This is a genomic window from Flavobacterium defluvii (assembly GCF_900129555.1).
Taxonomy (GTDB): Bacteria; Bacteroidota; Bacteroidia; order Flavobacteriales; family Flavobacteriaceae; genus Flavobacterium; species Flavobacterium defluvii.
This window is the reverse complement of the sequence record NZ_FQWC01000002.1, coordinates 678,688-700,118: the sequence shown is the minus strand read 5'-3', so window position 1 is coordinate 700,118 and position 21,431 is coordinate 678,688. Positions and strand designations below refer to the sequence as shown.

19 protein-coding genes are annotated in these 21,431 nt (G+C 39.3%); 16 read left to right on the top strand and 3 right to left on the bottom strand.

Translation table 11 applies throughout. From position 1 onward, the window contains the following. Positions 1 to 6 precede the first annotated feature (6 nt). From BUC29_RS07260 to BUC29_RS07240, 5 genes are all read left to right on the top strand, one after another. Positions 7 to 396 carry a hypothetical protein gene (locus BUC29_RS07260; RefSeq protein WP_073414731.1) on the top strand — a complete coding sequence of 130 codons (390 nt, stop codon included), beginning with the start codon at positions 7 to 9 and terminating at the stop codon, positions 394 to 396. A gap of 237 nt (positions 397 to 633) precedes the next feature. After that, a complete protein-coding gene (locus BUC29_RS07255; RefSeq protein ID WP_139260427.1) occupies positions 634 to 969 on the top strand; it encodes a hypothetical protein in 336 nt (111 codons plus the stop codon). A gap of 229 nt (positions 970 to 1,198) precedes the next feature. Further along, a complete protein-coding gene (locus BUC29_RS21500; RefSeq protein WP_167369524.1) occupies positions 1,199 to 1,342 on the top strand; it encodes a hypothetical protein in 144 nt (47 codons plus the stop codon). After that, complete coding sequence (locus BUC29_RS07245) at positions 1,339 to 2,388, top strand: succinylglutamate desuccinylase/aspartoacylase family protein (protein ID WP_073414724.1); 1,050 nt, start codon at positions 1,339 to 1,341, stop codon at positions 2,386 to 2,388. The genes BUC29_RS21500 and BUC29_RS07245 overlap by 4 nt, the downstream gene beginning before the upstream one ends. Positions 2,389 to 2,497: 109 nt before the next feature. Beyond that, positions 2,498 to 3,571, top strand: coding sequence for a mechanosensitive ion channel family protein (locus BUC29_RS07240; RefSeq protein WP_073414721.1), 1,074 nt, complete (start codon positions 2,498 to 2,500; stop codon positions 3,569 to 3,571). A 204-nt stretch (positions 3,572 to 3,775) separates the two neighbouring features. Here BUC29_RS07240 and BUC29_RS07235 read toward each other — a convergent pair whose 3' ends face one another. After that, a complete protein-coding gene (locus tag BUC29_RS07235; protein WP_073414719.1) occupies positions 3,776 to 5,158 on the bottom strand; it encodes a hypothetical protein in 1,383 nt (460 codons plus the stop codon). Between the two features lie 284 nt (positions 5,159 to 5,442). Between BUC29_RS07235 and BUC29_RS07225 the strand changes: the two genes are divergently transcribed. From BUC29_RS07225 to BUC29_RS07210, 4 genes are all read left to right on the top strand, one after another. Continuing rightward, complete coding sequence (locus BUC29_RS07225; RefSeq protein ID WP_073414714.1) at positions 5,443 to 6,177, top strand: helix-turn-helix transcriptional regulator; 735 nt, start codon at positions 5,443 to 5,445, stop codon at positions 6,175 to 6,177. A 73-nt stretch (positions 6,178 to 6,250) separates the two neighbouring features. Beyond that, a complete protein-coding gene (locus tag BUC29_RS07220) occupies positions 6,251 to 6,784 on the top strand; it encodes a dihydrofolate reductase family protein (protein WP_073414712.1) in 534 nt (177 codons plus the stop codon). A 271-nt stretch (positions 6,785 to 7,055) separates the two neighbouring features. Then, positions 7,056 to 8,885, top strand: a complete 1,830-nt coding sequence (locus tag BUC29_RS07215; protein WP_073414710.1) for a DUF4365 domain-containing protein — start codon at positions 7,056 to 7,058, stop codon at positions 8,883 to 8,885. Between the two features lie 102 nt (positions 8,886 to 8,987). Next, positions 8,988 to 10,133, top strand: a complete 1,146-nt coding sequence (locus BUC29_RS07210) for a hypothetical protein (protein WP_073414708.1) — start codon at positions 8,988 to 8,990, stop codon at positions 10,131 to 10,133. 61 nt (positions 10,134 to 10,194) lie between these two features. Here the strand turns inward: BUC29_RS07210 and BUC29_RS07205 are convergent, their stop codons facing one another. Continuing rightward, on the bottom strand, positions 10,195 to 10,386 hold the full coding sequence (locus BUC29_RS07205; protein ID WP_073411748.1) for a hypothetical protein: 192 nt from the start codon (positions 10,384 to 10,386) through the stop codon (positions 10,195 to 10,197). Positions 10,387 to 10,616: 230 nt separating this feature from the next. Between BUC29_RS07205 and BUC29_RS07200 the strand changes: the two genes are divergently transcribed. Then, positions 10,617 to 11,906, top strand: coding sequence for a hypothetical protein (locus tag BUC29_RS07200; protein WP_139260425.1), 1,290 nt, complete (start codon positions 10,617 to 10,619; stop codon positions 11,904 to 11,906). 112 nt (positions 11,907 to 12,018) lie between these two features. Further along, a complete protein-coding gene (locus tag BUC29_RS07195) occupies positions 12,019 to 15,258 on the top strand; it encodes an NACHT domain-containing protein (RefSeq protein WP_073414703.1) in 3,240 nt (1,079 codons plus the stop codon). A gap of 436 nt (positions 15,259 to 15,694) precedes the next feature. Here BUC29_RS07195 and BUC29_RS07190 read toward each other — a convergent pair whose 3' ends face one another. Continuing rightward, positions 15,695 to 16,693 (bottom strand): MFS transporter, encoded by a 999-nt coding sequence (locus tag BUC29_RS07190; protein WP_241687387.1) that lies wholly within the window; start codon positions 16,691 to 16,693, stop codon positions 15,695 to 15,697. Positions 16,694 to 16,856: 163 nt separating this feature from the next. On the opposite strand from BUC29_RS07190, the gene BUC29_RS07185 reads away from it, so the two are divergent. The 5 genes from BUC29_RS07185 to istA all read left to right on the top strand — a co-directional run bounded on the left by BUC29_RS07185 (position 16,857) and on the right by istA (position 21,420). Continuing rightward, positions 16,857 to 17,195, top strand: a complete 339-nt coding sequence (locus BUC29_RS07185; protein ID WP_129022524.1) for a hypothetical protein — start codon at positions 16,857 to 16,859, stop codon at positions 17,193 to 17,195. A 458-nt stretch (positions 17,196 to 17,653) separates the two neighbouring features. Continuing rightward, complete coding sequence (locus BUC29_RS07180; RefSeq protein ID WP_073411755.1) at positions 17,654 to 18,220, top strand: hypothetical protein; 567 nt, start codon at positions 17,654 to 17,656, stop codon at positions 18,218 to 18,220. 73 nt (positions 18,221 to 18,293) lie between these two features. Further along, positions 18,294 to 19,154 carry a helix-turn-helix domain-containing protein gene (locus BUC29_RS07175; protein WP_073414700.1) on the top strand — a complete coding sequence of 287 codons (861 nt, stop codon included), beginning with the start codon at positions 18,294 to 18,296 and terminating at the stop codon, positions 19,152 to 19,154. Between the two features lie 101 nt (positions 19,155 to 19,255). After that, positions 19,256 to 19,549 carry a putative quinol monooxygenase gene (locus BUC29_RS07170; RefSeq protein WP_073411759.1) on the top strand — a complete coding sequence of 98 codons (294 nt, stop codon included), beginning with the start codon at positions 19,256 to 19,258 and terminating at the stop codon, positions 19,547 to 19,549. 317 nt (positions 19,550 to 19,866) lie between these two features. Further along, a complete protein-coding gene (gene istA / locus BUC29_RS07165; protein WP_073414698.1) occupies positions 19,867 to 21,420 on the top strand; it encodes an IS21 family transposase in 1,554 nt (517 codons plus the stop codon). The last annotated feature ends 11 nt before the right edge of the window (positions 21,421 to 21,431 follow it).

Genomic DNA, 21,431 nt, shown 5'->3' with positions numbered 1-21,431 from the left:
AAAATTATGAAAAAAACTTTATTTTCTCTTCTGGTATTCGCAATGTCTATAAGCGCATCCGCCCAGAGCCAGTCCGCTTCGAATGCAAATGCATTTCCCTGCATTGACACTGGATACAGGCTATACCCCACTAATAATATGTGGACCTATATCAAACTCAACACCCGAAACGGACAGATGTGGCAGGTTCAGTGGGACACTGGAAAAAACAGGTTCGAGTCTCCCCTTTCGCTCAAGGCGCTTGCAGCACCCGATCAGGAAAAAAACAGCAGATTTGTCCTCAGCCCCACCACCAATATATACAATTTCATTCTGCTGGACCAGATCGACGGACGCGTCTGGCAGGTGCAATGGTCAAGCAAACCCGAAGAGCGCGCCATTTTAGCCATAGAATAGAAAAGGCCGAAATAGCATTTTCCTTTATCGGTTCGCAGCATTATTTTTTGCACTCTGATGCGGAACCGGCATTTACACTTTTGGATGGGCAAGACTGCATAAAGGCATGAAGTTAAATCTTTGCTATATTTGTTTTATGCCGGCTGATTTTGTTTAAAATGCCTTATATTTGGCCGGAACAAACAATAAAATCAGCATTTTCTCTTTAGCATGAAGCATTTTAAAGGCATATTGATAATGGCGCTCCTTGCCATGCGGATGCTTTACGGCGTTGAAATCCACAGCGTCTCTTCCGTGCTTGCCGATTGCGCCGAAATGCAGAATATTTCAGGCAGGAAAGCCCACCAGTGCGCCGTTGATGCGCCCCATAGCAAAAAGAAAATCCGCATAAACGCTTCTTCCCAAGACAAGAAAGAGAAGCATAAAACCGCTGCGCTTTTAAAATCCCTAACAGAAAAATTTACTGATGACGCGCTTTCGCTTCCTCACAGCAAAAGCACCGCTTATTTTAAGCTGGACACTGCATTTGCAGACGCTTTAAAAAACTCACTGCACAGACTCCATTTTTTCTAGACTCAAAATTAAATTCCGAATTTACCTATTCGATGGCATAACTATCAATAGTCAGCTCAGCATAACGTAAAAGAAGGCCGTTTTTTATGTTCTCTGCTGCCATCTGCGATTGCCAGCCTGTATAACAGCGCGCTATCCAGATGCAAAACCAAACATAAAAAGTGACGGCTTACGAGAAAAGCCCGTTTTTAACATTCGGCTTCAAGAGTCTGATATGCCCTGTAAAACTATGGCAGCCCGCACTCCCGCGGCGCTTTCCAATACAGCTGAAAACCTGTTTAAACCAATTAAAACCAGACCCGCCGACGGTCTGCAAATCACTATGGCTATTCTGTATTCAGACGGAATAATCATCGATCATTTAATGCAATGAAAAATTTAATTCTTTCTTTTATATCGCTTTTGGCAGTCCATAGCGCCCAGTCACAAAAAAACTCGCTTAAGAGATACCTCGAAAAACAGGATGCTTCCATAACCGATACGGTCATCTGTTTGAAATCCTCGGATTCGGTCTGGGCTGATCTTCCTGTGACCCTAATCAGGGGGCGTGAAAAAGGTCCAACCCTTACCCTAGCCGCCGGAATCCGCGAAGGCGGATTTTCCGCCGCCGCTTCCCTGCTGCAGCTTCGCCGTGAGATAATGCCTGAAAAGCTCAAGGGAAACCTCATTATTATTCCCGACGCTGATGTGCAGCGCTACAGCGGCCGCAGCTCCCAATCCGACAACATACGAATGTCCCATCTTTCCGATGCTTTTCCGGGCAGCGCCAAGGGAACCGCGGCAGAATTGATCGCCGATTTTATTTCGACAGCTGTCTTTGATGCCACTGATGTATTTCTGGAGCTGAACGGCTGCGATTCCGGCAGTGATCCGATAGCTTTTATGTGCTACTACGACAATGCGGAATTCATGCAGCAGACAATGCTGGCGTACCGCCTGAGTGAAGCAAGCGGGCTCGGCACCATCCTGAGCCATCCGTACCCGCTCTCATCAGGAGAGCCTTCAAAATGCGCCGTGAAGCAGGCGGTCAGGCTGGGAATTCCGTCATTGAGCATGACATTAGGCGGATATGAAAAACAGGGATCCTCCAGCCAGCCATCGGCTGAAGAAGCGCTTTACAGGATTATGGCAGAATTGGAAATCTACAATAATGGCACAACAAAGCCTTCCCGCGCAAAGAAATTCAGGTATAACAGAAAGGCCTGCATAAAGGTTCCATTTCAGGGCATATTCTGCAGCTCCATTAAGCCAGGGGATAAAATCAAAGAAAGCCAGAAGATAGGCAATCTGACCGATATTTTCGGCAACAGGAAAAAAACTCTCAGAGCCCCCGAGTCGGGCACCGTACTTTACAAAACAGATGCAGATGCTGTAAATGCTGACGAAACTGTAATCTGCATCGGATACAGGATCCAATAGCAGAAATAGCTGCTGGATTTCGATTTGGAGCAGTTTCTGCCAAGACAGATAACTACGCTGCGCACTGCATGCCTGTATCCATTTCTTTAACACAATTAAATCAAAGATCATGAATGAGATTTTAACCACCCCGCTTTGGGGAAACACAATATATAAATGGCTCACAGCACTGATAATTATAATTGTCCTTTTCGCGATTATAAAAATATTCAAAGTGTACATTTTCAAGCGGCTCAAAAAATGGGCGGCTGCAACCGCCACATCCTGGGATGAATTCGCAATGGAAGTCATTGAGAAGAACATTCTTCCCCTGCTGTACATAAGCACCGTTTATTTTGCCCTGCAGACTTTGGCCTTGGGCCTAAGGGCAAAAAATATTCTTCATACGGCATATATGATTGCCATCACTTTTTTTATAATCAAAATTATAATTGCCGCTTTCAAAAAATTCGTGCTGTCCTTTATCAAACGCGACCAGGACAGCGAAAGCAAAGAAAAGCAGGCAGGCGGGCTTATCGCTATCGTCAATATCATCATCTGGCTATTAGGCGCCGTATTTCTGATTGATAATATGGGCTACAATGTGACAACCATTGTAGCGGGTCTGGGTGTCGGAGGTATTGCTATCGCGCTTGCGGCACAGACCGTGCTTGGAGATCTCTTCAGCTATTTTGTCATCTTCTTTGACCGTCCATTTGAAATCGGAGATTTTGTGACGGTGGGCACAGACAGCGGCGTTATCGAATATATCGGGATAAAGACCACCCGAATCAGAACCCTGAACGGAGAACAGCTTGTCTGTTCCAATACAGACCTGACCAACTCCAGGCTGCGCAACTTCAAACGGATGGAAAGAAGAAGGATTGTTTTCGCAATCCGTGTCACCTACCAGACCACTGACAGACAGCTTAGGGACATTCCCGGTATTGTCGGAGACATAATAGCCTCGAAAGATAAACTGAGCTATGACAGGGGGCATTTTTCAGGTTTTGGGGATTTCAGCCTTAACTTTGAATTCGTCTACTACGTCGATGACCCGGATTACAATTTCTATATGGACGCCCAGCAGGCCGTCTATCTTGAGATTTTCAGTGCCTTTACAGAAAAAGGAATTGAGCTTGCATATCCAACGCAGACCATACAGATTGAAAGCCTTCCGGTATTCTCAGTTGCAAGGAACTAAATAACAACATACTAGGCGATATTCTTTCGCTGAAAATCTTCACACTTATTAAAGAGACAATTAACTAATAATTGTCTCTTTTCCTGCTGACATAAAGCGCAGGCGAATGGTTTTGATGATCAATAATCGTTTTCCCGTCCATTTTGGATGCTCCGATTTTTAAAATAAGCTCCCAAGACACCACAAGCTGAATGCTAAAAAGTATCAGGCAATAATGGCAAGTGTGATATCATAGACAAGCGCTTTAAGCTCCTTATTACACAGCGATAAATCCCTGTCGGGCGGATTTCCATGATAAATGAGGTTTCTGGCTTTAATAAGCTGGCCAAATTCCACATCATAATCGTCCGGATCCAGATTGAGATATTTTATAAAACCCTCAAACTGATCGATAAGGCCGGTCTTTTTAATAAAGGATACTTTCTCAAAAGCTTTAGAATCAAATTCCTGTTTATCTGCGTCCGCGACTATTTCACAAATTTCTTTTATCTTCTTTTTTATGAACCTGTTAATAGAGCCTTCTGATCCCGTAAATACATATTCTTCCTTTACAGTGAAAGCACTGCCGTCCAAGGGCTCATTTAAAAAATAATTCCTGAACTTTTCAACGATGTTGTAAAGGACCATGAAAGCTGAAATATCATCAAGGTGCTTTATCCTTAACAGTCTGGGAACAGCCTCCTGTATAAGCTCCCTGAAAGTTTGGAATTTCTCAAAATTTACCGAATCTGCAAAATCGTAAATATTCTGATATTTGTCCTTCAAATGAAATTCCTGCGAGGAATCAAAGTTATCGCCGGAAAGCTTAAAGACTTCCCTGGTGCCATAATTATCCCTATCATTCACCCTGAGCAGGGCATTGAAAAAATCAATGTTCTTCTCCCAGTACAGGGACATCAGCAGGCATAAGTCTTCTCCGAGGGAAAGCAGATCCAGATCTTTTACTTTCTCGCTGTCATCCCTTAGAACCAGCTGTGCATCTCTGGTTATTACAAAATCCTTTTTTGGTTCGCCCTGTTTATAGGAATGGCTTAATGACAGCATAAATTCGACAGGACCAAACCTGGTCCATCTGTTATGATTCCGTTCAATGAATTTGTCATCTGAATCATAAGTTCCAAGCTGGCCGTACTGGATATATCCTGTGAGATGGGAAAGGGCATTGTCTGCCAGGCTGAATCTTGCGGCAGCGGCATACCTTCCATTCTGGAAAAGACAGAAATTTCGAAGAACCAGTATGACGGATTTCTTGTCATGATCGAAATAATTAGTTTCATGAAAATCTATCAGAGAGCTTTCAGAAAACTCAAAAAACTCCGGGTTCACCCATTCATATGGCGATAATGCAGGATTTACCAAGTCCAGGATGCTGGTTCCTGCTTCTGCAAGTGCTCTGAATTTCTGGTACAGATGATCAGAGGGCTTATAATAAATAATCAGCTGCGCCTCTTCAGGTCTTCTCTGGTTATAAATCAGTCTCGCATCAAACTGGGAATCTCCGCTTTCACCAGGAAAGCCGTCCAGCAGTTCTTTATGCTCTGACAGCTTTAGCAGTATGGGCACATCATTTTGAAAGTAGTCTTTCATTATTACAAATTATAATTAAAGCATTATTTAAGTTTAGAAGGCGCAGAATAAAAAATGCAGCTAGCCAAATTTATTAAAATAAAACAGAAAAAAACGCAGGTAGAATTACCTGATTGAACAGTGAAAAACACTTCGGAATTCCAGCCGGTCCTATAAGCATTGCGTTTTTTCTTTTCCTGCAGTGCAATGATGCTTGGTGTTTCAGATTTATACATAACTTTACATAAAAATTGCGCAAAGCATTCCTATTATATTCATTTCCTATAACTTAAAACCAGCAATAAATGGAATACAAAATAATTAGAGTCAGCAAAGAACTGGAACCTTTCATTAGCTTTTTTTGGGAACTTAGAGGAAGCCAATCCAAAGCAGAATTGGAACGCGTATATCCGGACGGATGTTCGGGAATACTGATTAATATTGGAAGCAAGTGCATGACAGACAACGGTTCTCTTTCTATGGACAGTGGAAAAACTTATGTTGTCGGAGCAATGAATTCTTTTAAAGACAGCATAATTGAAACCGATACCCATTTATTGGGAGCATGCCTGAAGCCCGCAGCATTTTCCAACTTCTACTGCTATGATCCTCAAAGCGCACTCAGTAATAATACTGTCGAATTCGAAAAATCCAAATCATTTGATATCGACAGGGTAATAGCAGACCCCTTTAATTATTTCGAATGCTTTTTCACTGATCGGATGAAAAGCAGCTACAACCCCCTGCAGCCGGTTATCAATGACATTGATGCTGCTAAGGGATATATGGGCATCCACGAATTGTCCCAGAAGCACTGCACAACAGTTAGGCAGCTGGAACGCAATTTCAAAAATTATATCGGCTTGTCCCCGAAAGAATACTCAAATATAATCCGCTTTCAGAATGCTCTGAATATTATCAGAAAATCAGATCACAATCGAAGCCTGTCAGATATTGCTTTTGAATGCGGTTACTATGACCATGCCCATCTCACCAATGAAATCAAGCGATATACAGGCTTTTCACCGTCATTGCTTTAATTTGTCGCATTTTTACAAAGCGCGGTTAAATTTCTGCCGCTACATTTGGCAGAACAACAAAAATTTAAAACAGATGCGAAAAATAAAACTTTTCATTGCCATGAGTTTAGATGGTTACATTGCAAAGCCAAATGATGACCTAAGCTTTCTAAAGCTTGTGGAAAAGCAGGGCGAGGATTACGGCTATGCAGACTTTATTTCTGAAATCGATACCGTGATAGTTGGACGAAAAACATATGATTATGTTCTCAAAGAAATAGGCCCATCACATTATGACAATGGGAATCGGGATGTTTATGTCATTACAAGAACCGAAAGGCCCCAAATTGGAAGAACAATTTTTTATAATGGCGATATCCCCGGATTAATTAAACATCTAAAAAATGAAAATGGTAAAAATATTTATTGCGACGGCGGTGCCGAACTCATAAATGAACTGATGATGCACAGCCTTATAGACGGGTTTGTAATATCTGTAATTCCTATTCTTTTAGGTGCTGGCACCAGGCTTTTTCAGGACGGCAGACCTGAACAGAGACTAGAGTTTATATCCGCGCAAACATTTGAAACGGGATTAGCGCAGCTTACATACGAGAAAAATAGCTGAAACTTTAAAAAAGGGTGCGCACTTATACCTTTCTCGCAGAGCATATTAAAAAATGTGCTTGGTCCGCAACAGGCTTTTTATATTGATATCGCCACCAGACAATCACTCTACTACAAATTATCAAACTCAATCCAATTCCTGGATTGAGTTTTTTGTTTGATTTTAACGGACATCCCCACACTAAATACAGATAATGTTTTTTTTCATGATTTTTCACGCCTAATGAAATTATGAGAGTTTTTATTTAATTTTACAGATAAAGCTTTTTAAAATGGCAGTCAAGGACTTCGACGACGAAAATCTTCCAAAAGTGAATCCAAATGAAAGTCTTGAAACTATTTCAAGTGTTTTGTTCAGGAAGCGGTTCCCTGTACAAAAATTTGAGATACGATCTGAAACGATGCGTGACAAAGGGATAGATTTTCATATCGAACTGAAAAAAGAATCTGCATCAGGAGGTAGCGTATACACCAATTACAGGTTTGCTGTCCAGCTGAAGGCGACAAATAAAATCAAACAGGGAACCGATGGAAGTTTCGGACTTCAGATCTCAACATCCAATATAAGCTACCTGCTCAATAACGGCATGCCCGCCTACTATGTTTTTTATCACCATCCTTCAGCTTGTTTCTACTTCGAAAACGTCAAAAATATTCTGGATCAGATCAAGGGCAGAAATGGGAAATGGCAGCAAAAAGCAAAGCAGAAGATTTATTTCACCAAAATTCTTTCTGAACAGGCAGTGCAGGAAATCTACGAGGAAACGTATGCAAGCGGAGTTCTTCTCAGAAGGATCAACAGCTACAGATTTCCGTCAAACAGCCCAAATTCCAGCAGCCTTCTCATTGATTCCGACAACATAGTATACAGCGTATCGGAAAATATAGAATATATAGACAAGTTTGGCGCGGATCTTGTAAATGCACACCGTTTTGACACCGTAATTGAAATGGAGAAAAGGAGCTGGCCAAGAAACACAGCAACTCCCCGATTCTACCTTTTTTGCGGCATTGCCTATTTTCAGCGCGGGGATCTCTACAAGGCGATGGACCTTCTGAAAAGCGCCAAGAAATATTCCGACGAATTTGACCCGGAGGGTCGGGCGATAATCGAACATACTATACTCAATACCAGATATCTTTTGGACATAATATCCAAAGAGCAGTACGACCGGGCTGTAAAAAAGATCGGCCATCTGGAGGATTCAGGCTCCTTTTTCCAGATTGAGAATGCTTTTGAAGAATTGTCTTCCAATAGCGGAGAACCAGCTTCTTCAATACTGAAGTTCTACGAATCCATGCAGAAGGTTATTGAAAATGAAAAAAAAATTGGACTGCGAATCATTGCCTTCAATAAGATCATTGATGCCGAATCCAGCATCCTTTTCAGCGATCTGGCAAAGAATTCCGTCTACGTTGCGGGACGAGTCCAGAATCTTCTTCACACCACTGTCTTTAAGCAATGGCTTGAACTTGAAAAAATATTCCGCTGGCGTCTTAACAGCATAGTGGATTATGCCGAGAATTGCGGATATTTCATCTCGATCGGCATCTTGACCCTGGCGGGCATAAAATGGGAATACCAGAAAGCGTTTCACCTTCATTATCTCTCATGCTGGAAATACAGAAGCTTTGATCTGCTCCAGCCTGTTGATCCGTCAGTGCTCGAGAAGCTAAGAAGGAACTGCGATCATCTCGACAAGCTTGCAGAAGCATTTGAACAGAATGAATACAGGGAAAACATGCTATGCTGCATAATCCTTAAATATGAAATCCTGCAATTTTCCGGAAATGTGAATGCAGCCTGCGATGCAAAAGAAAAAATACTTGAAGTTATAGACGCATTTGAATTCGAGGGTTTGCGAAAAGAATATGAACCGATTTTCAATCAAGGAACGTCGCATGAAAACTTCGTTGCGAAATACACCTCACACATGAACAGAATTCAGGATCTTGCTGTGCAAGAGGGAATAGACTGCTACAGGATGCTTTCAAGAGAGGAGCTTGCTTTTAGGCCCCGCTGGTCCATCAGGGATTTTCCAGCATTTGATTTTTCGATTATGCCCCATGAAAATGAGGGCGAAAAGGATATATTAAACTAACCTCATTACTGGGCACGCCATCCATCAAATCTTGCTGAAATAATTAAAAGAAAAACTTGCTTTCCCCGTTCAAAATTCCATCATCAAAAAAAAATATTACACATGAAAACGCAGTCGGAAAATCAAATTTCATTTATAAATCAAAATATCTTTTTTAGGGAATTCACATTCAGCAAGAATGATTTCAAGGGGCTAAACAGCAAACAGCAGCTGGAGTTTGCCGACAATGTGGTTTGGATAGAGGACATTTTTTTTATTTTCCAGATCAAGGAAAAGGAACTCGATGCAAGCGACGATAGAAAATGGTTCCAAAGCAAGATTTTGAATAAGGCGGTAAAACAGATAAAAGCCACCACGAAATATCTCAGCGAATACTCAGATATCCACATAGAAAACGAGAAAGGGCATAAAATTAACATTGCCCAGGCCAAGGACAATCCAAGCAGGAAAATCATAATCTATCAGGCAAAGGATTTTTCAGAACAACTGCGACAGATCAAGTTTTACGAAAGCACTGAAATTGGATTGATTCATCTATTTCATGAAGAGGATTACACATGGATCTGCAGACTGCTCCTAACACCTTGTGAAATCAATGAATATCTGTCCTTCAGGGAACGCCTGTTCCTGTTTGACAAAAGGGCATCTGCAGCCCTTCCCGAACAATATTTCCTTTCGCATTTTCTCGAGACGCCCGACGCTGACCATTTCAATGCAAAATACATCAATTCGCTATTGCATTTCGACCAGACAACTTCAGAATTTGATATTTCGGGTATAATGGAAAACTTTGCAAAAAATATTAAAATGGCCAACTATGAAACCGAATATTATCCAATTTTGGCCGAACTTGCCCTGCTGAATAGGTTTGAGCTGGCCGCCTTCAAGCAGAAATACTCATTGTGTGTGCAGGAATCCGAAAACCAGGACTTTACGACTCCCTATAGAATGTACGTTCCAAGAACCGACTGCGCTTTTGTTTTTATTCCTCTGCACTCGAAAAATGCGGCTAATTGGGCAAATGCCCTGGACAATTATGCATTTGCCCTGAAGTATGATTCCAAAGCCAGCAGATGCATAGGCGCTGTTGTGTTTAGAGATCCAAATGATAAGGAATATTTTCAGATTTTCTGGAATTACATCCATCATGAGTGGGTGTTTGACCAAGAACTTGAAGACCTATTGAATGACAATTATCTATTCAGGGCTAGCAGGGTCAGCAAAACTGACAATAGATACAGGAAATAGTGACAATGTCCAAAACAGAAAGTCCAAGCAACTATAACCAGAAAATAAATGGAAAATATAACTAGTCTTCAAGGGAAGCTTCGATTAATTTGGCTACTTCCTCTACCGTTTTTTTCGCTGTGAACATGGAGCAATTGCTTAAATGAAGTTCTGCATTCCTTCCTTTGTTAGTTCCGTTAATAGTGACAATAGAATTGACATTAATAAAGTGCGGCACGTTTTCTTCATCCAGCACAAATATAAATCCTTTCATAACTGCTTGATTTTAAGTTTATCAAATATACAAATTAATTAAAACTTCGGTTAGAAGACCCACGAAGTACAACGGTATAGTTTCTATATACTTCCCAAATATCAGTTAGCTTGTTGATTGGAATTACTTTAATTATCAGAATTACCATGAGCATAGGAATAGCCCGCGCAAACTTAAATTCAAATCCATTAATTTTTTTACTAAATTTCGTTCTCGAAAAGCAAAAAATTATGATAATTGAAGACAAAGGCAAATTAGGTGAAGATTTTGTAAACACTCTTGCTTACAGATCGTTCTTGAAGTACTGGTGTTTTCCTGGACCAAAATATGAAAATGGCGATAAAAAGGAAATCTGCGACCTCTTGATTATTTTCAATTCGGTGCTAATCGTCATCTCAGTTAAGAACTACGAATTTAAGGGAAATCATTTCAGGTATTTCAACAACACTATTGAAAAGGCTGTAAAACAGATCCATGGTGCCTGCCGTACTTTATTCGGAGCTGCAGAAGTGCAGATCAAGCATCCCGACAGGGAAATGGAGATTTTTCCAAGAGAACAAATCACCAAAGTATTTCGAATTGTAATCAATTTGGGAGAAGGAGTAAAATTTTATCCCTTTAACCATTCCACGAAAAACGATGATTATGTAACCTTATTTGATAAAGATTCCTTCGAAACTATTATCAGCCAGCTTGATACGATTCCTGATTTTATAGATTATCTTGAAAAAAGGGAGAAACTATTTAAGGGGAGGATCACCATAATCATGCCAGGCGACGAGTACGACTTTCCTCTCGAAACGCAGAAGGAATTTTTTGCGCTCCAAAAGCAGCTGACACAAAACTACATTCTGATCTCGGGTACGGAAAAGGATCTTCTTTCCCACTTCTTCAAAAATGCTAGAAATTTCCCGCCGTTTCTCAACGATGATTCTAACGGCATCTTTCTGCAAATCGATGGTGACTGGGATTCGTTTTCCGATATTCAGCAAGTAAAAAATAAGGCAGAAGCAGATAAAGCCAGCTATTTCATCGACGATTTTGTGCAGAATGAAATCCTAAAAAATGAATATCTTCAAAATCTGACACCAATGCGGTTAAACCTTGCCAAAGCAATGCTGTCATTCGACAGGCTTACCAGACGATCCATCGCCAAAAGCTATTTCGAGTTCCACAACCGTTACAAAGACGTTTCTGGACTAAATTTCGGAAGGCGGTTCGGCGATTATGACGGCGTGGGTGTGCTGTTCACTTTTTACACGGACCAGATGGATATGGAAATGATAAATACCCTAAATACTCTGGCAATAGAAAGTGTTAATCTATTTACAGGATATAAAAGCAAATCCTTAATCTTAATATCATCCAACCGAAGCCATAGATTTTTGTTCGCCCATATAGACAAAATTGAGAAGTATGAGCCAGATCATGAGGAAATGATCAGGCAGGATGTTAAAAGAATGGGATGGTTTACCAAACATACCTTGTTCCAAGGTAGCGAAAACGAGTTTCCAGAATAAATAAGAGTTGAAATTGCCATCTTTATTTCTTCCAAAATAATTGTTGATCCATTGAATAAAAAATGGTTTGGATAACTATTTGTCCTTTTTGAAAATATTACACTTAAAAAATATGAAATACGCCTTTATCGGATACTCTTACCAATGGCTTGCCTCATCACTGCTGCTAGCTAAAATGGATGCTGAAAGAAATATAGATGAAATGGAAATCGAGGCAGCCATTCAAAACAATTTTGATGATGTAAAAATACGTTGCGGTCTTGAGCATTATTTTTTTCAAATCAAGGATATGGATGCAATGACCCTTGATAAACTGGCCGTTTCCGGAAATGAGATTTCAATAAAAGGAAAATCCCATAAACTCTCGGGTCACAGCAATATCATCATTTTTAAGGAGATCGACATTATACCAGATAGCGAAGTACTTGGCATGCCAGCCTATAATTTTTCAGGAGTATTTATAATCTCCATGAGCCGTAAAGAAATGATAGAAAAAATTCATGAGCTATATGCACTGGATGAAAACAGGAAGAATATCATTGAGTACTTTTTTAATGGCCGACTTGACCAGAGAATATTAAAAATATCAAGAGAACAGCTCCCATCAATAGCACTCTTCAGTACTGAGCTTCTGGAAACGACCGTCAATGTGGCTCGTGAGCGTCTTTTAGTGGAAAATATCCTGCTTATCGAAGGAAAACCTGGAGTCGGAAAAAGCCATTTTGTCAATACAATTACCGATCAGTACCCCAATAATATCCTATACCGTTTTTGGACTTCAAGTCAGGACAAAGACTATGACAAACGGTTGAAATACGAGAACTTCCTAAGTGAACTATCTAAAAATATCTTCGGTGATTATCGCGAACGCGATGAAAAGGTGATCCTAAACCATCTTATAACCAATAATAAAACAATAATAATAGATGGACTGGATCATGTCGAGAACTACAACAGAAGTGACTTAGAAAAATTTATCACCTTCATTGATAAACTGCACAAAGGCACTAAAACCATCGTTCTCAGCCGTCCTTTGCAGCGAGTGTTATCCTGGGAAAAATATACTTTAGGAAATTGGAATCTGGAGCAGACGGCCAAAGTGCTAAATGAACTGTACCACATTTCGAAATACAGCATTGCAAGCAAAATTTTCACTATCACCCAGGGATATCCCATTTTGGTGAAATACGTTGCAGAGCATTACAAAAAAGAAAAAAAACTACCTCAGTATGATCAGTTAGAAAGCATTGATAATTATTACCAGCAGATAATTACCAATGAAAAAGGCAAACAGGCACTGGCTCTGTTCCTCTGTTCCCACACCTATACCATGCATTCTGAAATTGATTTTTTTCTTGACTCAGATCTAGGTGATATCGTAAAAGAATTTATAGAGGAACACCCCTATCTATTTGAAATCCGTCTCAACCGTGTAGCGCTCTTTCATGATAGTCTTGTGACCTATCTCAGAAAATTAAATATAAACTACTCAAAGACTCTTGAGAAGGTAAGCAACAAGGTTTACACTTCAATAATGGCAGGCGAAAAAAGGTTCCTGTCGAGATTAAATTTTTACGAACTTTCTGAAACAAAGAAAAACAACATCACTAAAAAATACATTTCAATCGCACAGTTCCGTCAACTTATGGAAAATGTCATTGATTTTGAAGCCATCCAATCCTTTTATTTTCAGATTAGGGAAAATCTCTGCTCGATAGATCCTGAAGCACTGGAAATCATAGACTTTTATGACCTATCTCTGATTATTAACATGGTTCAAAGGGACCATATCTCCACACAGGACCAGGTTATATTTACCTACCTCAAAGCTTTGATCCATAATGGATATACAGAAGAAGATATTACAAGCGACGGCTATCTATTTGCAATGCTGTATTACATCACGACCAATAACGCATCGTTAATTTTAAATCTTATGGCTTCTCAGCATTACGACACCAGGTATTTTTATCGTGAACTTGATAAGGACATCAGAGAAGAGAAATCATTTTTCAGCAAACATGCCAAAGCACTTACAGCACCAGCAATCACTGAGCTTTTGGCTAAAAGTGATGAATTCGATTTACAGGATGTAATTCCTTATATCCTGCAAAATCTGTATATACACCAGATAAAGCAAGGCAAGTATAAAAATCTATTCAGTGCAATTGATCACTATATGAATGGGAATGCTACCCTTGGCAATAAAATTCTGCAGGACTTTATTGCTTTATATCATATAGAAAGTTTTAAAGCGCTCTGGATGCTGAAAGCCACAAAAAAATATCTGTATGCTTATGGATTACATCCGCAGCATAATGATTACAAGTGCCTTACACTTGAATATTTTATCAAAAAAAACAAATACAGGGGAAGTTTCGCCCTGAGGGATATGGTGCATAATTACATAAGGCTGTCCCTGCATGAGGAAAGAAAAATCAACATAGCTGAAATCAGCCATTTCTGGTGCAAGTATTACAACCGTAAAGACTACTCAATGTACAGTCTTGACGTAACCTTAAAAATATTTCAAGACAAAGATTTTATAAATCCATTGCGTTCCATAGAACTCATTAATCAAATACAGAATATTTCAGAAAAAGGTTACCGTGAGCTGCTAGCTTCATACATTAAACAGCATCCGGCGGACATAATCCATTTTATAAATGAAAATTTTGATGCTGCTGATCTCTCCATTTCATGGCTGGATCTGCCCACTGACTATATTAATCTTTTGCCAAACAATATCTTTCAACGCGCGCTCAATGGAATTTTACGAACTCACAGTTATGATAAGAAGATTGATTACATAGATGTTTCAAATGTACTGGGTTCGTCTCGTGAAAACGAACTAAAGTCAGTTATGGCAATGTTTGGATACAGGATCAACGTTGAAGAAGAATCACCTGAGCTAAAAATACTGAAAAACAAAGCTGTTGATTTTGTGACTTTTCCGCAGGACAAGAACTCTGCAAGAATGAAGTCAGACAGCGCTTCACGTTTCAAAGAGGGAATCCTGAAACAGGAAGATAAAGCACTAATTAAGGAAAAAGCCCTGAAGTCGTATGATGTCGCTGGCTTTGCTAATCAAAATTATTCCGCACTTGCAGATTCGGAAATTTTTAAACTTTTTTCTAAAGAAGATATAAGAAAGAACATAAAACTTATTCTCTATAATGCCATGATTGGCAAAATGGAAAGTTTATCGTCTTTTCATCTTTTGTATATCTATCCTGGAAATCTACTGAAAATCATCGATGATAATGAAATAGAAATAGATTATCCACTTTTTTTTAAAAGCTTTACTGTCTTTTTAGAACTTTCTTTACTTAATTCAGCATTTCAGGATTAAACCAATATTTTAAAAAATAACCAAACAAGAATTTTCCCATGACAACAAATCCCCTTAAAACATTATTGAAAGGGATTAACTTTGTTCCACAAAACCAAAATCCTAGACAGTAATTCACAGAGCCAAACAAAGACACTTTTGCCTTAAATACGGCAATCTTTTCAAATTCGCCCTAAAATATGTAAATTTATATATTAGCTAAATCGATAAATCAATTGAGTTTTTTATATTTTTTGTATCAATCCCCAACGGTACATCTAAACCAAAATTAGAAAGCCAATGAAAGACAGCGTCTACCTGTAGTACGCCAATCGCTTCAAATCTTCCAAAAAATTTATTGTAATTTGTCCCGTAGAGGTCACAAAGCCAAATGGCGCCAATTGAAGACAATTTGGCGCCATTTTTTATTTGTTTGAAATGATTCGCTTTCTTGGCGTTAAAAACCAGCCACTCTTTTTTCTCTTTTATGTTTCGCTTTCATAATTGCAAAAGCCCCGAGAACAATTAGAAGCATTGGAATTGCAGCTATGTTTACTCCTTTACATCCCCACCTGCTCAGAAGGCCACCTGCTGAAAGGCTCGAAATGCTCATGATAATGTAAACAAAAAAATCATGAAAAGCCTGGACTTTTTCTTTTTCATCTTCTCGATATACCTTTGACAATAAAGTTGAGCCGCCTACAAACATAAAGTTCCAGCCTATTCCAAGAAAGATAAGACCGGACACAAAATGAAGAAAATCAGTGCCTGTCAGAACCAGATATAAATGCAAAAACAGTATGCCTACACCAGACAGAATTATTCTGCCCGTGCCAAATTTCTCAATCAAAGTGCCGGTAAAAAAAGAAGGCACAAACATTCCAAGCACATGCCACTGTATCACAACAGACGAATCATCGCCGGAATAGCCGCAGTGGTGCATTGCCAAAGGTGTTGCGGTCATAATCATTATCATCACGGAATATCCTACTGCCGAGGATAATAAAGCCAAAATGGTTTTATTCTGTCCCATAATTTCCCCCAGCGGTCTTGATTGCTTAAACTGAAAATCCTTCTGCTGCGCCGTTATACGTTTTTTCTCTTTTAGACCAAAATTAACCAGAAAAGAAATGATACTCAAAAAAGAGATGGATAAAAAGGAATAGGCAAATGAAACCGCGCCAATATTCTGGGTAGATCTGGCTAAGGCCGGTCCCGCAATTGCGGCCACAACTCCGCCTCCGATCACAAATGATATTGCTTTTCCTTTGATCTTCTGAGGAACCGAATCGGCGGCTGCAAAACGATAATATTGTGTAAAAGCCTGGCAGACTCCTATAAGGGTGTTTCCTAAAACAAATAGAACAAATGAGTTTTTTAAAATAGCGTAAAATGAAAGCATTCCCGCAAGCACGCCGATGATTGTCCCAATAAGAAATGCTTTTCTCTGGCCCATCTTTTAATAATAAGAGAAGCGAGAATCATCATAAGAACGGTTCCAACTGAAATCATAGCAATGGGCAGCGTAGCCAGACTTTTCTCTGGCGCAATCTCTAAACCGACAAGACCAGATAAAGCCATAACCAATATAGAGCCCGTCTGAAAAAGAGCTTGGGCAGATGAAAACAATAAAACTGTACTCCATCTTTTTTTTATTTTATTCCTCATACTTTTTTTTAAAATTAAATGACAGTTCCGCAAAAAGCGATTCCCCGCGATCATTGTTGTACCAGTTTTGCAGAGCAGCCTTTCCAGTTTCAAAACTGGCATTCTCAGCTTTCATCTTTTCCATAGGTTGGGATATATCTGGCGAAATTGTAGAAAAAACGGAAGGTGCCGATGGTTTTGAAGTAGGCGAAGCGGTTTTTGCACTTTCACCAAATGCCCGTGGCTATGCCGAATATGTAGCGGTGAAAGTCGATTTTTTAGCTAAAAATATTAGGAGAAAGCAAAAATAAGCAAAACGGTTAAGACCGTTCATATACAGTGGTTTATAAAACGTGAGGCAAAATTTGGAAGTAGGTGTCCGACAAGTTTTGGGCTTAAAATGACAAGGTTAGGTTACTAAATCGTTCAGGCAAATCGGTTTCTTACACCAATGCCGCCCCAACAGAGTTTACCGAAAAACTAAAGCAGTTTGGCGTTCCCGAATTTGCCATTTTACTAACCGCCGGTTTTGCCGAAGATCAGAAAAACCACCAGTTTGAAGAGGTAACAAACGATCTGGAAAACCTTTTGGGAAGAAAACCTTTGGCATTGAAAGAAGCATTAAAAGAAATCTATGAGTTGTAACAGCCCATACGACCTCATTAATGGTAAAATCTTACACCACCACACTCAGCATTTGCCGCGTGTGGTGGTGTATTTTAGACTGTTTTTTTTTTGTTAGTTTTGCATATATAATTCATCTGACAGATTGATTAAGAATATCCAATATTTCTTCCCAGGTCAGATGCACATAAAAACGATGCAAGATTTTGAGTACATAAAAATTGTTCCTGACAAACGGCTCTCCGGTTTTGTGGAGAGTTTCCTGCTATGCGCCAATCATACCGATGAAGATAAAGAAGTCATTATTTTTCCCGATGGAAGAGTGGACATTATGTTTAGCTGTACAGATCAGGAACCATTGGTAGCCGAATTATTTAATCTGGATAAAAAAGCAAGGCGGTATATTTTCAAAAAGCAAACAAAGCTTTTTATGGTATGTCTTACCTTGCTCGGTGCCGAATACCGGCTCGGATACAACGGGACAGATTTTGGAAAAGATGAGATTCGGCTTCCCGCAGGTTTTTGGGATATTTCTAAAGAAGACCTTACAAGCTTAGATAGCTTTGCAGAAAAGGTTTCGGAAAAACTTTTGGAAATATTCCCGAAAAAGATGGATGAAAGAAAGCAACAGCTTTTTGAGCTTATCTATTCGTCAGGTGGTAAGGCGTTATCAAGTACCCTTCTTACAGCAAGAAAAAACTCAAATGGCTAAAATCGCTTTTGGAACGAATTTTTTAATGACACAACCAAAGAACACTCCGTAAAAAATCAATTTAATTTTGACGATGGACATTACAAACCTTCCCGAAGATCTATGGGAACATAACGAAACTCATACTTCGGATTTGCAAATTTTCAATTACGAAGTGTATAAGAACGGTTCTAGAAACAAGATTGGCCTGAATAAAAATGTATTCAGTTTCTTATTGGATGGTCAAAAAAACATTCACTTTTCTAATGATATCATTTCAATCAATGAAACACAATCGCTACTTATCACATCTAATAATGTTTTGGTTACCGAACTGGTAGGTGTAAGCTCATACCGTTGTTTACTCTTCTTCTTTTCTCACAAAAACATCACCGATTTTTTCTTGAAACATTCCCATTCTTTCAGTCAGAATGCCTCAGATAAAAAGATAACGGATATACCTTATTTCCTCTTAGAGAAAGACAATTTTATCATCCATTATATTCATTCGCTCCAACAGATTTTTGGTTTGCAACAATCTATCTCTCAAAAGATTTTGGAACTGAAATTTGAAGAAATAATGCTTTATCTGGCTGATAAATATGGGACGGTATTTTTAGATTACTTACATTATTTACTAATCAATGAAAGAGAATTATCATTTAAAATGGTAATTGAAAAGAACCTTTATACGAACTTGAATATTGACGAAATAGCCTTTCTGTGCAATATGAGTGCCTCTACTTTTAAGAGAAAATTTATAAGTATATACCAGAAATCTCCAGGGAAATGGTTTCAGCAAAAACGGCTTAACAAGGCCAAAGAATTGTTACATAATAACCAAGTCACACCTTCCGAAATTTTTATGGACTTTGGCTATGGCAGCTTGTCAAATTTTAGTGCAGCCTTTAAAAATGAATTTGGGTATAGCCCCAACCACATCCACTCTAATTGACCTCTTTTCATAACTTATTGAACCAAACTAATAAACGAAGCAGCGCTGGTTTTTTCTAATTTTGTCTGATTAAAGAATTGTTTAACTAAAAAATAAAAACAATGAAAAAATTAGGATTGTTAGTTCGGTTGGAAGCAAAGGTCGGCCAAGAAAAAAACGTTGAAGATTTTATTACAGGAGCATTACCGCTTGCTCTTGAAGAAGCCGGTACCGTTACGTGGTATGCATTCCGTATTGATGCTTCTACCTTCGGTATTTACGATACTTTTTCAAACGAAGAAGGCAGAGAGGCACACCTTGGCGGTAAGATCGCAAAAGCATTAATGGAAAATGCACCAGACCTATTGGCAACACCTCCGTCTATTGAAAAATTGGACATTTTAGCTGCCAAATAGCCTAAGATAATACCATTATATTTAAGGGAGGATTTTGCAAAAACTCAGCAAAATCCTCCCTTAATTGTTCAAAAAAATATCTTCTCTTCCTCATTTTTTACATATCTAAAAAATCAACCCAAAAAAGCTTACGTCCTTTGTGGAAAAAGCGGTCAAATTGACCACACTTTTTCAGCATAAAGTGACCACCGATTTCGGGTCAAACTGACCACCCCTTTTCAATTTAAACTGACCACCTTGTTTCGGTTCAAATTGACCACCTAACACTACTTCTTTTCATGCTGTTAAACCATGGATCTGTATAAAAACTACAGACTATGGCAAATAACAAACTAGACATGAACAAAATCAGAAAAGTCATTAAGTTGCACTGCAACGGCAAAAGCAAGCTGTTTATAAGCCGATATTTATCTCTTTCCAGAAATACTGTGAAAAAATATATCTCTTTATTTGAAGTGCTGGGATTAAGCCTGGAAACTGTCAACAAGAAAACTGACACTGAATTGGACGAGCTGTTTTCTCAGGGTCCGACAGAAGTTGTTTCCTCAAGAATCGAAGATCTGTATGCTTATTTTCCTCAGATGGAACGGGAATTAAAAAAGGTGGGCATCACCATACAAACTATGTGGGAAAGGTATATTGAAACCCATCCCGATGGTCTTAGAGTAACGCAGTTCAGGAACCGCTTCAGAGACTGGAGCAACAAGGTAAACCCTGTGATGCATATGAATCACAAGGCTGGCGATAAAATGTATGTGGATTATGCTGGAAAGACACTCTCAATTATAGACAAAAACACGTCCGAGGTTCAGGAAGTACAGTTTTTTGTTGCCATACTCGGTGCCAGCCAGTATACTTACGCAGAAGCGTCAATGAGCCAGCAGAAGGAAGATTTTGTAGCTTCGGTAGAAAATGCAATGCGTTTTTTTCAAGGAACGCCTGCCGCAATTGTGCCTGACAACTTAAAATCTGCCGTAGTCAGAACCAGCCGCTTCGAACCCACCATTAATGAAACTCTTGCAGATTTAGCTGAACATTATGAAACCACTATTCTGCCCGCAAGAGCCTACAGGCCCAGAGACAAATCTTTAGTTGAAGGAGCAGTCAAGATACTTTACAGAAGAATTTATGCAAATCTGAAAGACTCTAAATACTTCAGCATAGAAGAACTGAACCAGGAAATATGGAATCTGCTCGATGCGCATAATAACAAGAAACTTACCGGAAGACCATACTCTCGTTTTGAACTCTTTATGGAAGATGAAAGACATGAACTGCAGCCTCTTCCTCTGGAACGCTTTGAGATTAAATACCAGTCTCTGGCAACAGTAATGCAGAACGGGCACGTCCAGTTAAGCCAGGATAAAAACTACTATAGCGTGCCCTATCAATATTTAAAGAAAAAAGTAAAGCTGCTCTACACCAGCTCTACTGTTGAAATATACTTCAAATACAACCGTATAGCCACACACATCAGAAATCCAAAGCCCTACATCTATACCACAAATCCAGAACATATGGCAAGCACACATCAGTTTGTAGCACAGTGGAATGCCTTAAGGTTTATTGAATGGGCCAACAGCATTGATCCGGCAGTAGGAGAATATATTATGCAGATAATAGAAAGCAGGAACCACCCCGAGCAGGCCTATAAAAGCTGTCTAGGCATATTGTCTTTTGAAAAGAAAGTAGGTGCAGAAAGATTAGCAAATGCCTGCAAACGTGCTCTGGACTTTAAGATTTATAATTTTAAAACCATACAGAACATCTTAGAAAACAGTCTGGATAAGATACCTATGGAACACGAAAAGGAAGAAGATCAGGATCTTCCCGACCACGGCAATATCAGAGGAAAAAATTATTATAACTAAAATCAATTTAC

What these genes read in the sequence shown, in the direction of transcription:
- BUC29_RS07200 (WP_139260425.1), top strand. Translation starts at nt 10,617, where the DNA reads ATGATAATTGAAGACAAAGGCAAATTAGGTGAAGATTTTGTAAACACT.
- BUC29_RS07225 (WP_073414714.1), top strand. Translation starts at nt 5,443, where the DNA reads ATGGAATACAAAATAATTAGAGTCAGCAAAGAACTGGAACCTTTCATT.
- BUC29_RS07235 (WP_073414719.1), bottom strand. Translation starts at nt 5,158, where the DNA reads ATGAAAGACTACTTTCAAAATGATGTGCCCATACTGCTAAAGCTGTCA.
- BUC29_RS07260 (WP_073414731.1), top strand. Translation starts at nt 7, where the DNA reads ATGAAAAAAACTTTATTTTCTCTTCTGGTATTCGCAATGTCTATAAGC.
- BUC29_RS07190 (WP_241687387.1), bottom strand. Translation starts at nt 16,693, where the DNA reads ATGGGCCAGAGAAAAGCATTTCTTATTGGGACAATCATCGGCGTGCTT.
- BUC29_RS21500 (WP_167369524.1), top strand. Translation starts at nt 1,199, where the DNA reads ATGGCAGCCCGCACTCCCGCGGCGCTTTCCAATACAGCTGAAAACCTG.
- istA (WP_073414698.1), top strand. Translation starts at nt 19,867, where the DNA reads ATGGCAAATAACAAACTAGACATGAACAAAATCAGAAAAGTCATTAAG.
- BUC29_RS07240 (WP_073414721.1), top strand. Translation starts at nt 2,498, where the DNA reads ATGAATGAGATTTTAACCACCCCGCTTTGGGGAAACACAATATATAAA.
- BUC29_RS07170 (WP_073411759.1), top strand. Translation starts at nt 19,256, where the DNA reads ATGAAAAAATTAGGATTGTTAGTTCGGTTGGAAGCAAAGGTCGGCCAA.
- BUC29_RS07210 (WP_073414708.1), top strand. Translation starts at nt 8,988, where the DNA reads ATGAAAACGCAGTCGGAAAATCAAATTTCATTTATAAATCAAAATATC.
- BUC29_RS07175 (WP_073414700.1), top strand. Translation starts at nt 18,294, where the DNA reads ATGGACATTACAAACCTTCCCGAAGATCTATGGGAACATAACGAAACT.
- BUC29_RS07220 (WP_073414712.1), top strand. Translation starts at nt 6,251, where the DNA reads ATGCGAAAAATAAAACTTTTCATTGCCATGAGTTTAGATGGTTACATT.
- BUC29_RS07215 (WP_073414710.1), top strand. Translation starts at nt 7,056, where the DNA reads ATGGCAGTCAAGGACTTCGACGACGAAAATCTTCCAAAAGTGAATCCA.
- BUC29_RS07245 (WP_073414724.1), top strand. Translation starts at nt 1,339, where the DNA reads ATGAAAAATTTAATTCTTTCTTTTATATCGCTTTTGGCAGTCCATAGC.
- BUC29_RS07205 (WP_073411748.1), bottom strand. Translation starts at nt 10,386, where the DNA reads ATGAAAGGATTTATATTTGTGCTGGATGAAGAAAACGTGCCGCACTTT.
- BUC29_RS07255 (WP_139260427.1), top strand. Translation starts at nt 634, where the DNA reads ATGGCGCTCCTTGCCATGCGGATGCTTTACGGCGTTGAAATCCACAGC.
- BUC29_RS07185 (WP_129022524.1), top strand. Translation starts at nt 16,857, where the DNA reads ATGAAAACAATAAAACTGTACTCCATCTTTTTTTTATTTTATTCCTCA.
- BUC29_RS07195 (WP_073414703.1), top strand. Translation starts at nt 12,019, where the DNA reads ATGAAATACGCCTTTATCGGATACTCTTACCAATGGCTTGCCTCATCA.